Consider the following 15490-nt stretch of genomic DNA (forward strand, 5'->3'; position numbering starts at 1 on the left):
TATTCCCATGTCTAGGTTTGCATCATGTTTGCTCAGCCGCAGAGGCTTTCATCTCAGTCTGGCAGCGATTGCCGTAGCTTGCGCCTCAGGCGCTGCGATGGCACAAGACTATCCGCAACGGCAGACCATTCGTATGGTGGTGCCCTTTGCCGCAGGAGGTACAACAGACGTTCTGGCAAGACTGGTCTCGCAAGGGATGACGACAGGTTTGGGACAAACAGTGATTGTCGACAACAAAGGCGGCGCTGGCGGGAACATTGGCGCGGCCGATGTCGCGCGGTCTGCTGCTGATGGCTACACCATCATGATGGCAACGCCTGGGCCATTGGCCATCAACCAATATATTTATGCCAAACCGGGCTACAACGCAGAAAAGGATTTTGTGGCCATCAATAACGTCGCCTTGGTTACCAATGTGTTAATGGCGAGCAACCAAAGCGGCATTCGATCGTTGGAGGATTTGATTGCCAAAGCCAAGGCCAATCCAGAATCAATCACATTTGGTAGTGCAGGGATGGGCAGCACCAGCCATCTGGCTGGTGAGATGCTGCAATCTGCGGCAGGCATCGAGATGACGCATGTGCCGTACAAGGGCGTGGCGCCGGCGATGAATGATCTTTTGAGTGGTCAGATTGACGTCATGTTCGATAACTTGCCCACGGCGCTTGCCCATATCAAGGATGGCAAAGTGGTGGCACTGGGGGTGAGCTCGCTGCAGCCAAATGGTGCGATCCCACAAACACCTGCCATTGCATCGGTTGTGCCTGGTTACGAGGTCGAGTCCTGGTTTGGTATTGTGGGCCCCGCAGGGATGCCAGCATCGGCTGTTAAGCAACTGGAGCAATCGATCGGAGATGCATTGAGCAACCCTGATTTGCGCAAGCGCATCGAAGGGCTGGGCGCACGTGTCGATGGCTCTGGTAGCCAAGCTTTTGCGGAATTCATCGCTGTAGAGCAAGAGAAATTTAAAAAGCTGATTGCAGATGCCCAGATTCGGATGGAGTGAGGCATGAAGGCAAAAAAGCGTTTGTTTGTGGCCAGGCTGTGGTATGAAGGTAATGCTTTTTGCCTGCAAGATGCCAAGAAGGCCGACTTTGAGCGGCGTGAGTGGAGGACAGGGCAAGCGGCCATTGATGCTGCAAAAGGCCATGCCACGGAGCTGGCCGCCGTGGCCGACTTTCAAGCGCATTACAGCGATGCATGGGAGGTTGTTGCTTCGCGCTGTGCTTCTGCACAGCCATCTGGTCCTATTGAGCACGCCTTGTATGCGCAGTTTGAAGCGGAAGTCCTACAAGATATTGCAGGACAGCACTGGGATGCGATTTATTTGAGCCTGCACGGCGCAGCCATCACCGATCAAGACAGGAGTCCAGAGCTGCGTTTGGTGCGGGCCATTAAAAAACTGCAGCCCCACACCCCAATCGGAGCCAGTTTTGACCTGCATGCCAATATTGCACCAGAGCTGCCTGCATTGCTGAGCATCAGCGCTACATACCGCACATACCCCCATATCGATATGCGCGAGACCGCGATGCGATGCTTGGAGAATTTGCGCCGCATCGTCCACGGCGAAATCACTCCAGTCGTTGCGTTTTGCAATAGCGGCCAATGGCTCCAAAGCGCGAATATGCGCACCGATGTGGGCCCCATGGCCGACCTGCAGCAACTCGCAATGCAGCATCTGGGTGGCAATGTGATTGATATTGCGCTGCAAGGCGGCTTTCCATACAGCAATGCACCCCAATGCGGCGCTGCGGTATGGGTGTGGGCAGACCAGGATCAGGGGGCCGCCCAGCAAGTGCTGGAGCGCATGATGCAGGCCTACCAGTCAAAGTTTATAGAGTTTGAGCCGACCTTGATTGCCCCTGCAGAGGGGATTGCGCAAGCGCTCAGTGTCGAGGGCTTGGTCGCTGTGACCGACCCTGCCGACAACCCACTGTCTGGTGGGATTGGCGATACGCCTGAGCTGCTAAGGGCGCTGCTTGAGTATGGGGCCGATGTACCCACTGTGTATGCCAGCTTGGCCGACCCTGCGGTGGTGAACGCCGCCTTGGCATTGGGTGTGGGTGGCTCGATGCAGGTGCGCCTTGGTGGACGGTTGACGCCTTTGTATGGAGCGCCCGTTGATCTGGCTGTCACTGTTGTGCGTTTCACACCAGGCCAATTCACCAATACCGGCCCCATGGAGACGGGTTTGAGCGTTGAGTGTGGGCCAACCGTGGTGCTGCAATACGGCCAGATTCAAATCATTGTGACGAGCCATGTGGCACCCTGCAATGATCCCGCTTTTTTTGAATTGCATGCAATAGATCTGCAAAGTACGCGGCTGCTGTGCGTCAAGGCGAAAAACCATTTTCGAGCCGCCTTCGACCCATTGTGCACCCGCATTGTGGACATCGATGCGCCCGGCCCTGCCATGCTGGATTTGAAAAAACTAAAGCGCTTGGCTGAACACGTACCAGCATCGTGAACGCGGGCTTAGGTCTAGGACTGCTCTACACCGCCATTGGGGCGGTGATGTGGGCATGGTGCTGGTAGTTGTCCAGCCAGAAATCGCTTGGTTCAATCTGCTCTAACCACTGCGGCTCGTACTGGCCGGTTTTGGCATAGTCAGGGATACGATCGGACAAGACCAGCTGCGGCGCCGCATACGGGCTGCGTGTGAGTTGCTCTTGCAGCATCTCCACATGGTTTTCGTAAATGTGTGCGTCGCCAATGAAGTAGGTGAACCAGCGTGGGGTATAGCCTGTGAGGCGGCCAATCAAATGCAGCAGCGCAGCGCCTTCGGTCAAATTAAACGGGGTGCCCAGGCCCACATCGTTGCTGCGAATATAGAGGCAAAGCGAGATTTCCCGGCGGCTTTGGTTCACCAGGAATTGGTAGAGCAGGTGGCAGGGGGGCAAGGCCATTTCGTCCAATTGCGCCCAGTTCCAGCCATGAAAGAGAATCCGGCGGCTGCCAGGGTCTTGCATGATGGTGTCCAGGCACTGGCGCAATTGGTCTATCGACTTGTACAACAACGTGCCATTGGTGGGAGTGCCGTTGATGCCGGTGTCACTGAACTCGCCAATGCGTTGGTAGCCGCGTGCCAGCGCATCTTGCAGTTGGGCCGCGCCTTGTGTGCTGCGGCTGTCAACCAGTTTGTAGGCTGGCCACTGGCGCCATTGCACTCCATATACTGGCCCTAAATCATCCTCGCCTAAGCGGTAGGGGTTGGCCAGCCACTGGCTGTTCTCGTTGGCGTTTTGGTCCCAGACCTTACAGCCCAGTTGGCGAAATTCGGCCGCGTTGCGGCTGCCACGCAAAAAGCCGACCATCTCACCAATGGCGGATTTAAAGGCCAGTTTTTTGGTTGTGACGGCGGGAAAGCCTTCTTGCAGGTCGAACTTCATCATCGCGCCGGGCAGACTCAGGGTACGCACACCAGTGCGGTTGTCCTGCCAGGAGCCATTGTCGAATATGTCCTGTACAAGTTGGAGGTACTGCTTCATGGGGCGAAAAAGGCGAGTGCAAAAGCGGGAATATAGCGCAAGCCTGCCGCTTGTGTTGCGAATACGGTCTTCTAAGAGCCTGTTCAACATCCCCGCGCAGCCGCGCTACAGCCCCAAATAACGCATTGCGGCGCTGCCCGATGTGCCCATGCAGACGTGTGGGCTGCAACAGGCTCTTCGCAGTGCATCAGCCGCCAATCACCCATTGGGTCAGGCTGTAAATGACCAGGCCCACCAAGCCGCCTACCAAGGTGCCATTGATGCGGATGTACTGCAAGTCTTTGCCCAGCTTGGTCTCCACTTCTTCAATCAGCTCGCGGGTATCCCATTCGCCAACACGCTGCTGGATATGACGTCCAATGGCCGGGCGGTAATACTCGACAATACGCGGGGCCAAATCCTGCACTTGCGCATTGACCCAGTGCTGCAACTCTGGATTGTGGGCCAGTTCACGGCCTAGGTGGCTCACGCCTGCCTCCAGGCGCTGGGCCAGTGGCGAGTCTGATTGACTCAAATCCTGTACCAGCCAGCGCAGCAAGTCGCTCCAGACTTGTTCCAGGTACTCGTTCAGGCCGGGGTGCTCCAGCAGTTCATCGCGAAAGTGGTTGGTTTTGGCTTGCAATTCCGGGTCGGCCTTGAGGCGAGAAATCCAGTCTTGAATCGCGCCTTCGAGTCTTTGGCGCATGGGGTGTTCTGGGGATTCACCCATGTCTTTGAGGTTGCGTGCTACCGCGTTGACAATTTTGCGGGTTGTCAGGCGCGCCGCTGCCTGGTCCAGGGCCAGGTAGCGCAGCGCCCGCAATTCCTTGGCAATGGCCTGGGTAATGTGCTGCTGTGTACTTTCGTTTTCCACGGCTTTGGCCAGTTGCGTCGTCAAATCGCTGAGCAACTGCTGGTGGCGCCCTTGCGCTGTGAGCGAGTCGAGAATCGCCGCCGAGCTGCTGGAGACATCAATCTGCTGCAGCGCAGTGCGCACATTGCGCGTGAAAAATGCCCGCACCTTCCGGTCGTCCATGGCTTCAAGGCCAAAACGCGTAGTGGCCAGCACGGGTTGCAATAAACGCTGGGCATTGTGTGGCACTTGCAGCCACTGGGCCAGCCACTGCGCGGCATCCCATTGCGCCAGCTTGTTGCGAATGTAATGGGCGCTGAGGAAGTTGCGGTCAATAAAGTCGGCCAGGCCTTGGCCCAGGCGTGTTTGGTTTTTGGCCAGCACTGCCGTGTGCGGAATCGGAATGCCCATTGGGTGGCGAAACATTGCCACCACAGCAAACCAGTCGGCCAAAGCGCCGACCATGCCGGCCTCGGCAAACGCGGCGACATAAGCCCAGGCGGGGTGCTGCGCGCGCAAGGCAATCGCCACGCAATAGGTCAGGGTAACGGCAATCAGCAGAAACAAAGCAAGTGGATGGCGCATGGTCGGTGCATTCCAGATGGGGAAATTAGGGTCAAGGAGAATGGGCTAATATGGGTTTCTTCGTTACAGTCAGGGCTTGCGCCCCTATTTCTTGGCACAGCATTTGCTCATGGGTGTCTTCGAGTTCAATGGCTTCAGCTGGCACGCCCAAGCCGGATGCGCGGCCGGTGCCGGCAACGCAAGCCCGCATGGGCATTGCCGTGGCCCAGTTGAAGACGAGCTACGACTTTAATCTGATCTGATAGCGCTGGATGGACCTTTTATGAAATTGATTGATTCTATTGTGGCCAAGGCCGATGCCTTGACCGCCATTCGCAAAGACATTCATGCCCACCCTGAGCTGGGCTATGAAGAACACCGCACCGCCAACCTGGTGGCCGAACAATTGACGCAGTGGGAAATTCCGATCCATCGTGGCCTGGGCTCAACCGGCGTGGTGGGTATTGTGCATGGCCGTGATGGCGGCGCCAGTGGCCGCGCAATTGGCCTGCGCGCCGACATGGACGCGCTGCCCATGCAGGAGGGCAATACCTTTGCGCACGCCAGCCAGACGCCAGGCAAAATGCATGCCTGTGGCCATGATGGCCACACGACCATGTTATTGGGCGCGGCCCAGCATTGGGCGCATGGCCAAAACCGTGATTTTGATGGTACGGTGTATTTGATATTCCAGCCGGCCGAGGAGGGCGGTGGCGGCGCGCGTGCAATGATCAAAGACGGCCTGTTCAAGCAATTTCCTATGGATGCAGTGTTTGGCATGCACAACTGGCCAGGCATGCGCGCAGGCACGATGGCCGTCAGCGCTGGTCCGGTGATGGGCTCGTCCAACGAGTTTCGCATCACCGTCACTGGCAAGGGGGGCCATGCGGCGATGCCACATATGGTGATCGATCCAATGCCGGTGGTCTGTCAAATGGTGTTGGGCTTTCAGACCATCGTCAGCCGCAATGTCAAACCGATCGAAGCGGCTGTGGTCTCCGTCACCATGATCCACGGAGGTGACGCCACCAATGTGGTGCCGGGCGCTTGCGAGTTGCAAGGCACGGTGCGCACCTTCAAAGTCGAGGTGCTGGATTTGGTTGAAGAGCGCATGCGCAAGATTGCGCACGACATCGGCAGTGCCTTTGGTTGCGAGGTGGAGTTTCACTTCAAGCGCAACTACCCAGCCACGGTGAACTCGCAGCCAGAGGCGGCCTTTGCGGCACGCGTGATGCAGGAAGTGGTCGGGGTGGACAACACCCTGGAGCAAGAGCCTTCCATGGGCGCCGAAGATTTTTCTTTCATGCTGTTGGAAAAACCTGGTGCTTATTGTTTTTTGGCCAATGGCGATGGCACACACCGTGCGCAAGGCCACGGCGGCGGCCCTTGCACCTTGCACAATGCCAGCTACGATTTCAATGACGACTTGATCCCTGTGGGGGCGACCTACTGGGTGACTTTGGCCAAGCGCTGGTTTGAAGAGCAAGGCCAGACTGGCTAAGTCCTGGCTGTTCAAGAGTCTGTCAATGCATCTAAAAAAGGAGGCTTGTCCTCCTTTTTTAGATGCATTGACATTTTTATCCGATGTTGGCTTTAATACACCGAAGTTTATTGTGCTGTCTTACAGTTCAGACGCTTGAGCAATGTCAGAATATCCGCCATGACCGAGACTTCACTATCTGATCTGACTCCGCAGACCGAATCCAAGCTGTGGCAGCGTGGCCGATTGGCGATGGCGGCGCTTGTCGCGGCCGTTTTCTTACAGGGCTGTGGGATTCTGGGCGGCTCCAAAGAATCGGCTCAGGACCCAGATGCTGTAGAGGTCAACGAAGGTCCGATTGCATTTGATGTCGAGGTGCACAGCGACCGCGACAGCAGCCGCATTGCTGATAGCCTGGAAAATTATTTGGAAATTCAGCGTTACCGCCGCTTTCCAGATCTGCGGGAAAACGAATTCAACCGCTTGCTGGTGGAAGCCGATAAGAATGCGCGCGATTTGCTCGCAGCGCTGGGCTATTTCAACCCCGAGCTGACGCTGACAGTGCGCACCAATGAAATCGGCAGCAAGGCTCCGCGTACCATTGTGGTGGATGTAACGACTGGGCCTTTGACCACCGTCAAAAGCCATGACATCGGCTTTTCCGAGCCTATGGCCAGCTACCCGGATGCACAGCGCCAGCGCCAGCGCATCGTGCGTGGTTGGAGTCTGCAAGATGGGGAGCCCTTTGTCTCCAGCGATTGGAACAGCGCCAAGAACGCCGGTTTGCGTGAACTGCAGAAATACCGCTACCCAACCGCACAAATCGCCAAGAGCCAGGCGCTGGTAGATGCCGATACCAACCAGGCTGATCTGAGCGTGCACTACGACCCCGGCCCTGAGTACCGCTTCGGTGAGGTGGAGCTCATCGGCGTCAAGCGCTACGACCCGCAGGGCATCAAGAACATCGCCCGCATCCCTTCCGGGGCCGTGTACAGCGAAGAAGAGTTGCTGGACGCCCAGCAACGCCTGGCTTCTAGTGGTTATTTCGATTCGGCCTTCTTGTTGCTCGATACAGAAAACTCTGATCCAGAGGCCGCCAAGGTCGTCGCCCAACTGCGCGAAGCCCAATTTCAGAAAGTGGTCTTTGGTTTGGGCTTTTCCACCGATGCGGGCCCGCGTTTGTCGATTGACCACTCGCATAACCGCATTTGGCCGCTGGATTGGCGCTCGGTCACCAATTTGAAACTCGATAGCAAAGAGCAGGAACTCACAAGCACCATCACCGCCATGCCTAAGGAAGACGGCTGGGCCTGGTTTACGGGCGGCAGCCTCAAGCGTGAAGACACGGGTGATGTCAAAACCAATAGCCTGGGCCTGAGGCTGGGTCAAACCAAATCGGTCGGGCACATCGACCGCAGCTACTACCTCAAGTACGACTTCAGCAAAGCATTAGGCGACAGCGATGTCAGCGGCAGTGCCTCCTCGCTGATGGCCGGCTACGAATGGACCGGAAGCTACTTCAACAACAAAATCAACCCGACCTCTGGCTATGGCTTGTCTGCCGAGTTGGGGGCTGGTTTCACGCTCACGCCTAGCCGCGAGCCTTTCGTGCGCACCCGCTTGCGCGCGATGCAGTTCATTCCATTTGGGCAGCGCAACAACGTCGGGCGGCGTAACCGGATATTGGTGCGCGGCGACGTAGGCGCTGTGTTTGCCGACAACAATGTCAGAGTGCCTGCATCCCTGCTGTTTTTGACCGGCGGCGACACGACCATCCGTGGCTACTCCTTTGACAGCATTGGCGCGCGCACCGACGACGGCACTTTGTATGCCGGTCGTTATATGGCTGTGGCCAGTGCGGAATGGCTGCGTCCCGTGACCTTGTTTGGCAATGCCACGGACTGGGGCCACGCGGTGTTTGTCGATACCGGCGCGGTCACTGATGAAGCGAAAAATGTCCGCATCTACACCGGCGTGGGTACGGGCTTGCGCTGGAGCAGCCCCGTCGGGCCGATGCAGGTCGATGTGGCCTACGGTGTCAAAACGCAGCAGTTGCGCTTGCACATGCGTTTGGGTTTTACGTTCTAAGAACCTGTTTATGATCTTTTCACAGTCGCGCAAGGCACAAAAAAGAGGCAGTGCAAGGCGCCTGTTGCTGCTCATACGTGTGTATGAGCAAAACGGGCAACGCCGCAATGCGTTTTTTTGTGCCTTGCCCTTCAGGTTGGAGTCCAAAAGGCACACTGCTTTGTTAAAAATCCTCGCCGGGCAGCTAGCCCGACTGCGGTTTTTGCCGCACACCGTATCCTTTTGGACTCCAACGCGGTCTGCGAAAAGATCGTAAACAGGTTCTAAGACGCTGCACTGCGCAGCCGCAATGGTTTTAATCTGGTTCAGTCGAGCTGGTGCGCCTGCATGGCAGCGCGCTGGCATATCCTCTGATACCGGCGCTGATAAGGCGCAGATACAAAGGTTTTGATGTCTATGGCTGTTCGTCATTCGGATTCCTCTGCCAAGCCCACTCCGACGAGCTCTGGCAAGCGCTGGCTCAAACGGCTGCTGTGGCTGGTGGTTGCTTGTGTGGCTGTGCTGGTGCTTGCCATTGGCGGTGTGCTGGTCTGGGCCTCTAGCGATGGTTCGTTGCCTCGGGCATTGCAGCTGGCGCAAAAATTCCTGCCCAAAGAGCAAAGCCTGGCGTTTGACAATGCGCAAGGCTCGATCACCGGTGGTGGCACGGTTGCGCAACTGCAATGGGCGATGCCGGGCGTGGCTGTTGATGTCGCGCAATTCAATCTCGACTGGTCTCTGTCGCAATTGCTCTCGCGCAGGCTGGATGTGCGCACCCTGGCCGCTGAGCGCGTGCATGTGCGCTTAAGCCCCACACCGACAATCGCAGAGCCAGACCCAACGCCTTTTGTGATGCCTGAACGCATCAGCTTGCCGCTACAGTTGTCTGTGCCATTGCAAGTGGGCCAGCTGGCCATTGAGCGTGTTGCAGTCGATGGCAGCAGCCACACAGAAACGATTGACAACATCGGCGCGCATTACCGCTTCGACGGTGTGCAGCATGCGCTGGAGCTGAGCAGTTTGCAGTACGGCCAAAGCCATTTGCAAGCACAGCTGAGCCTGGGGGCTGAAGATTTGGCCGTGCAAGCAGCAGTGGGGGCCTGGCTCAGCGACTTGGTGCCTGATGTGCCGCTGACCATGCATGCACGCCTGAATGCCAATGGCACCTTGGCTGGCGGCGATGCGGCCAGCCTGCAGCTCAAGCTGGATGGCCAAGAACAGCCAGCCGGTGCTGTGTGGTCGGCCGAGATGCCGCTGCTACAAGCACTGCCAACGGCTGTGCCAACTGCCCAAGAGGCCGCAGCACCTGCTGAGTCGGACATGACGCCCGAGGCAGCGCCTACCGAAGTGCCGCGTGCACACAATCGCCGCTTGGCCGGTTTGCAATTGGATGCCCAAGTCCATCCGTGGCGCAGCCAGCCCATTCAAACGGCCTTGCTGGCTTTGCAGCGCATCAATGGGCGTGCGTTTCATGCGGCTGCGCCCGAGACCGATTTGAATGGCACGCTGCGGGTCGACCCCGACAATGCTGCGGGCGCTGCCGTTGACCTTGCCAATGCCAGCTGGCAGTTGCAAGCGCAGCTGAGCAACCAGCTGCCAGGCCCTTGGGATCAGGCGCTATTGCCTGTTAAAACGCTAGACGCCCAGATCCATTACAGCGCCGACCGCATCGCGATTGAGCAAGCCCAAGTAGGGCTAGAAGGCAGTGCCGCTGCTGGCCAATTGCAGGCCAAGGGCACCATCAATCTGCAACACCTGGCCGATACCACGCTGGCGTTGGAATTGGTCGATGTGAACCTGCTGCCTTTGATGCAAGGTTTGCCGCAGACGGCATTCTCTGGTGCCATCGAACTGGCGCCACAAGCCAACAGCCTGCCCTTGGAGGTGACAGACCTGGCACAAGCGCATTGGAGTGTGCAGGCCGATCTGCGCAACAGCCAGGCGGGCATGGTTGACAAAGAGCGTGTGCCCTTGACGCAGTTGCTGGCCAAAGCCCAGATCGAGCCAGAGCGCTGGGTGTTGGAGACCGCTGAGGCCCATGTCGAGCAAGGCAAACTCCAACTGCAAGGCTATTTCGAGCCCAATACCCAGCAACTCGATGTCAGCGGTGAGGTATCACAGCTGCCACTGGTCTTGATGCACAGCGAGCTGGCCGCTGAGCAAGTGCCCAATTTGAACGGCAAGCTGGCCGTTGCTGGTCAGCTCGATAAACAGGTGCATTTTGATGTGGACATCGGCAACGCCCAAAGCGGCAGTGCCACTGCGAGCCGATGGAATATCAATACCTTGGCACTCAAAGGCCTGTGGTCGCCGACTTTGCTGGAAGTCGAGCGCGTGCAATTGGATGCGTTCGCCGCTAAGGTCGAGGGCCGCTCGATCAAAGTCACACTGCCTGAGGCCGACAGCATTGAGGCGGTGCTGCAGGCCACCGCGCCTGGCCTGAGTCTGAACGCCGACACGGATATGCAGCACAGCTCTGGACGTGGCCAACTGGCTTTGCAAGTGCTCTCAGCACCCCAGCTGCTTGAGTGGTTGCGTGGTCTGCCTGTGGTCGGCAGCCAATTGCCGGCGATGCGCGCCAGCGGCAAGGCCCAGCTAGAGGCCGAATGGCAAGGTGGCTGGCAGCAATGGCTGGCCGAGTTGCAAACGCCGACGGCCAACTCCAAAGTGCAATTCAATGCGAATCTGACCAGCGATGGCCTGCAATTCGCGATGGCGCCGACGCCAGCTGCGCCCACCAATGCAGCGCGCAACACCAAGGCCAAAGCCGATAAGAACGCCGCAGACAAAGCCGCTGCAGACAAGGCCCGTGTGGCCACTGCACAAGCGGCAAGCACAGCCACGGATATTGACGTGCGCCAGCTCGCATTGCAGCTCAGCGGCAATCCGACTGCCGCACAGCTGAGCATGAAAGCCGATGTGCTGGCCAATGGCACGCAAGCCCTGTTCAACACCCAGGCGCAACTGGCACAAATCACCCAGCGCAACGCTACTGGTCCGGTATGGCGCATCGTGCTCGAGCAATTGGCACTGGCTGCAACGCTGCCAGACGACAAGCAGGCTTGGAGCCTGCAATTGAGCGAGCCTTTGCAAGCCACGCTGCAAACGGGCAGCAACTTGCAACTCAATGCCTCAGCTGGCCAGCTGAGCCTGACTCCGCCCCCATCGGTCTCTCCTGATGGCGCAGCCATGCGCTTGCAATGGGAGCCGATTGTGTGGAGCCAACGCGCTAATGGCGCGATGAACCTGCAAACACAAGGACAGCTGCACGGTTTGGTGCTGACCTGGTTGGATGGCTTGTTGCCCAGCAACCCGCCATTGAAAACCGCTGGCATTGATACCGATTTGATTTTCAGTGGGGGCTGGAATGTGCGCATGGCTGAGACCATTGAGCTGCAAGCCTTTTTGAAGCGCGACAGCGGCGACATTTGGCTGGGCGATCCGGTGGTTGAACAAATCACCACTGGCCCGGCCGACAATGAAGGCCTAGTCAAAAGCATCAAGCCCTTGCCAGGCAAAGGCCAGGCCGTTGGTATCCAGGCCTTGGAGCTGCGCGCGCAGTCGCGCGGCAATGCACTGGAGCTGAGCTTTGATTGGGACACCCAAAAAGCCGGTGTGATCAAGGCCAATGCACAAACCAACCTGAGTCAACAAGCAGGCAGCTGGACCTTGGCGCCTGATGCGCCTTTGCGTGGCAGTGTGCAAGCCACCATGCAGGACTTGGGCATTTGGACGGGTCTAGCCCCACTGGGCTGGCGTATTTCTGGTGCCTTGGATGCCGACATCACATTAGGCGGGCAGCTCAACGCGCCGGTCTTGCGCGGCCCCATCACTGGCAATAACCTGAATCTGCGCTCCGTACTCGATGGGGTCGAGTTGCACGAAGGCCGCTTGCGCGCGGAACTTGCGGGCAACCGGCTCAATGTCAGCGAGCTGGTCTTTCAGGGCGGCACTGGCAGCAATGCCTATGTGCGCGGCTTGAGCGGCAACCGCACGCCCGCACCAACTGCGCGTGGGCAAATGACAGCCAGCGGCTTTGTCGACTGGAGCCAGGCTGCAACTGCTGACAACTCTGGCATTGCGATGGACTTCAAAGCCCAGCTCGATGCGATGCAAGTCTTGGTGCGCAGTGATCGGCAGATGAGCCTCAGTGGCAATTTGGATGCCACCTTGAACAATGGCCAAATGCGCGTGCGCGGCGATATCAATGTGGTGCGCGCCTCGATCACGCTGCCATCGTCTGGTGCGCCAACCCTCAGCAGTGATGTGGTTGTCGTGCGCCATGGCGAGCCGGTCGACGAGTCGCTGTTGGCACAGGCGCAACTGCAATCGGCCAAGCCGATGGATTTGAACCTCAAGCTCAACCTGGGGCGCGATTTTGCATTAGAGGGCTATGGCATCACAACCCGCCTTGAGGGCGAGCTGACCATTCGTAACAGCACCCGTGGCAACGACCCTGTCTCTATCGTTGGGGAGGTACGTACCGACGAAGGCCGCTACCGTGCCTGGGGCCAGGCCCTGGATGTGGAAACCGGTGAGGTGCTATTCAATGGTCCCTACGACAACCCATCGATCAACTTGCTGGCCGTGCGGCCCAATACGCCAGTCGATATCACGGCCGGCGTGCGTGTCACCGGCACGGCGCAGTCGCCGCGCGTGCAGCTGTACTCCAACCCGACCATGCCTGATTCGGAAACCTTGTCCTGGGTCTTGCTGGGCCGCGCGCCCAATGCCGGCAGTGGCGACAGCAACGCGATGCAGCAGGCCGCGTTAGGCTTGCTGGCCAATAGCGTGGGCAGCAGTCTGGCTGAAGGCTTTGGCTTTGACTCGGTCGGCTTGGGGCAAAACGGTCTGGAAATTGGCAAACGCCTCTCGGACCAATTGTATGTGAGCTACCAGTCCGGCTTGGCTGGCGCTGCCACGACCTTTTATGTGTTTTATGACATCACACAGCGCCTGACCTTGCGTGGCCAGACAGGCACCGACAGTGCCGTCGATTTGATCTACACCTTCTCCTACGATGGCAAGGAGTACTGATAACGGACTGTTGAGCCAGCATCGCTGGCCAATGCCCGCTTGTCCGAGCAGGCACCTAGCTGCTCAGTGAATGGTCGTGGCGTGTGTTGGCACATGTTGGCCCTGTCTGCAGGCCTGTTGTCATGCACAAGATCCACACTGCTTTAACGCCTTTGCTGGTCACCATGTGAGCGGCTAGCGAAGGCCATTGAACTGGTATTTATGCACATTTCTGCCGCACTGCAATTGGCCGCCTTGATCACGGCTGGTTTTTTAGCGCAATGGCTGGCTTGGCGGGTTCGCCTGCCCGCCATTGTTTTCTTATTGGTCATTGGCCTGGTGTTAGGGCCAGCGCTGGGTTGGCTGGACCCCGAAGCTGTGCTGGGCGAGCTGTTCTTCCCCATCGTGTCGCTGGGCGTGGCCATCATCTTGTTTGAGGGCGCCGCAACCTTGCGCCTGCGTGATGTGCGCGGCCTGCAAGGCACGGTAGTGCGGCTGGTCACGTTGGGCGCGCTGGTGACGATGGGATTGCTGGCGGTTGCCGCGCACTATATTGCCGGTCTGTCCTGGGGGTTGGCCGCCTTGTTTGGCGCGCTGACCTGTGTCACTGGACCGACCGTGATCGCGCCTATCTTGCGCACTGTCAGGCCGAATGTGCGCATTGCCAATGTGCTGCGCTGGGAAGGCATCGTGATCGACCCGATTGGTGCCTTGCTGGCGGTGCTGGTCTATGAAATTGTGCGCAACGGCCAGGGCGGCCAGTCGTGGTTGGTGTTTGGCGAGACCGTCTTGGTTGGCTCGGTGGTGGGCGCGGTCAGTGCCCTGGTATTGGCGACATTGCTGCGCCGCCATTGGATTCCTGAGTTCTTGCAAACCTATGGCACTTTGTCCTTTGTGTTGTTCACGTTTGCAGGGGCCAACCAGCTCGCCAGCGAATCGGGCTTGCTGGCGGTGACCGTGATGGGCATGATTTTGGCCAATATCAAAGGCCTGGCGATTGAGGAAATTGTCAACTTCAAAGAAAACCTCAGTACGCTGCTGATCAGTGGCCTTTTCATCATGCTGGCCGCGCGCATGCCCTGGCCGCTGCCGCCAGGTGCCTGGTGGATGGGCTTGGCGATTTTGTTGTTTGCGCAGTTCATCGTGCGCCCGGTGTCGGTGTGGTTCAGCACCGTGGGCGGCGGCCTGAGCTGGCGCGAACGCGCATTGATTGCCTGGATTGCACCACGCGGCATTGTGGCCGCAGCCGTCTCGGCCTTGTTTGCCTTGAAGCTGGAGCAGCAAAATTTGGCTGGCAGTGATTATCTGGTGCCGCTGACCTTTGCCTTGATCATTGGCACGGTGGTGCTGCAAAGCTTCACGGCCGGTCCATTGGCGCGCTATTTGAAGGTGTTGTCGCCCGAGCCACGTGGCGTCTTGATTGTGGGCGCGAATGCGCCGGCCAGAGCGGTGGCCAAAGCCTTGATTGCCCAAGGTGTGCCGGTGCGTATTGCCGATGACGACTGGTTTGATGTGCGCGCCGCGCGCATGGACAACCTGCCCACCTGGTACGGCGACCCGGTCAGTGACCGCGCTGAGGCAGATTTGGATTTGAGTGGCCTGGGCCAGTTATTTGCCATGTCGGCGCGGCGCGAATTGAACAACCTGGCCTGTGTCCATTACCGCAGCGAATTTGGCCGCCACGCGGTCTATGAGCTGGCGATTCGTGAGCCGGGCGAGGGGGCGGCCAATAATGGCGCGGCTCAAGGCATTCAGGCGCCTTATTTGTTTGGTGAGCAGGTCTCAATCGCCATGCTGCATGAACGCTTGCAGCAGGGCTGGCGCATCAAGACCACCCGTATCACCGAGACCTTTGGCAAAGACGCATTCTTTGCGCTGTACGGCCAGGAGACCACGCCACTGCTCTCACTGGATGACAAAGAGCGCTTGCGGGTCGTCGCGCAAGGTAAGCCCTTGGTGCTCAAACCCGGTTGGCTGCTGGTGGCTTTGGTGCCGCCCGGCCAGCAAGATGGGGCGGTGGATTATTCGGCCAAGTAAGTC

General features: G+C 58.4%; 8 protein-coding genes. 6 read left to right on the top strand and 2 right to left on the bottom strand.

From position 1 onward, the window contains the following. Positions 1-7: 7 nt before the first annotated feature. Positions 8-1006, top strand: a complete 999-nt coding sequence (locus E8K88_RS05980) for a Bug family tripartite tricarboxylate transporter substrate binding protein (protein WP_168797258.1) — start codon at positions 8-10, stop codon at positions 1004-1006. 3 nt (positions 1007-1009) lie between these two features. After that, positions 1010-2470, top strand: a complete 1461-nt coding sequence (locus E8K88_RS05985) for a M81 family metallopeptidase (RefSeq protein WP_136405751.1) — start codon at positions 1010-1012, stop codon at positions 2468-2470. Positions 2471-2495: 25 nt separating this feature from the next. Here E8K88_RS05985 and E8K88_RS05990 read toward each other — a convergent pair whose 3' ends face one another. Both E8K88_RS05990 and E8K88_RS05995 read right to left on the bottom strand, forming a co-directional pair. After that, positions 2496-3491 carry a thymidylate synthase gene (locus tag E8K88_RS05990; protein ID WP_136405752.1) on the bottom strand — a complete coding sequence of 332 codons (996 nt, stop codon included), beginning with the start codon at positions 3489-3491 and terminating at the stop codon, positions 2496-2498. A 187-nt stretch (positions 3492-3678) separates the two neighbouring features. Then, a complete protein-coding gene (locus tag E8K88_RS05995; protein ID WP_136405753.1) occupies positions 3679-4908 on the bottom strand; it encodes a DUF445 domain-containing protein in 1230 nt (409 codons plus the stop codon). Positions 4909-5170: 262 nt separating this feature from the next. Here E8K88_RS05995 and E8K88_RS06000 point away from each other — a divergent pair, with 262 nt between their 5' ends. The 4 genes from E8K88_RS06000 (at position 5171) to E8K88_RS06015 (ending at position 15487) form a co-directional block, all read left to right on the top strand. Continuing rightward, a complete protein-coding gene (locus E8K88_RS06000; RefSeq protein ID WP_136405754.1) occupies positions 5171-6388 on the top strand; it encodes a M20 aminoacylase family protein in 1218 nt (405 codons plus the stop codon). 159 nt (positions 6389-6547) lie between these two features. Next, on the top strand, positions 6548-8455 hold the full coding sequence (locus E8K88_RS06005; RefSeq protein WP_240754359.1) for an autotransporter assembly complex protein TamA: 1908 nt from the start codon (positions 6548-6550) through the stop codon (positions 8453-8455). A gap of 396 nt (positions 8456-8851) precedes the next feature. Then, the gene (locus E8K88_RS06010) at positions 8852-13471 is read left to right on the top strand and encodes a translocation/assembly module TamB domain-containing protein (RefSeq protein WP_168797259.1); all 4620 of its coding nucleotides are present in this window, start codon (positions 8852-8854) and stop codon (positions 13469-13471) included. 201 nt (positions 13472-13672) lie between these two features. Next, complete coding sequence (locus E8K88_RS06015) at positions 13673-15487, top strand: cation:proton antiporter (protein ID WP_136405756.1); 1815 nt, start codon at positions 13673-13675, stop codon at positions 15485-15487. Positions 15488-15490 lie beyond the last annotated feature (3 nt).

It is taken from the genome of Lampropedia aestuarii (assembly GCF_004803635.1).
GTDB classification, from domain to species: domain Bacteria; phylum Pseudomonadota; class Gammaproteobacteria; order Burkholderiales; family Burkholderiaceae_C; genus Lampropedia; species Lampropedia aestuarii.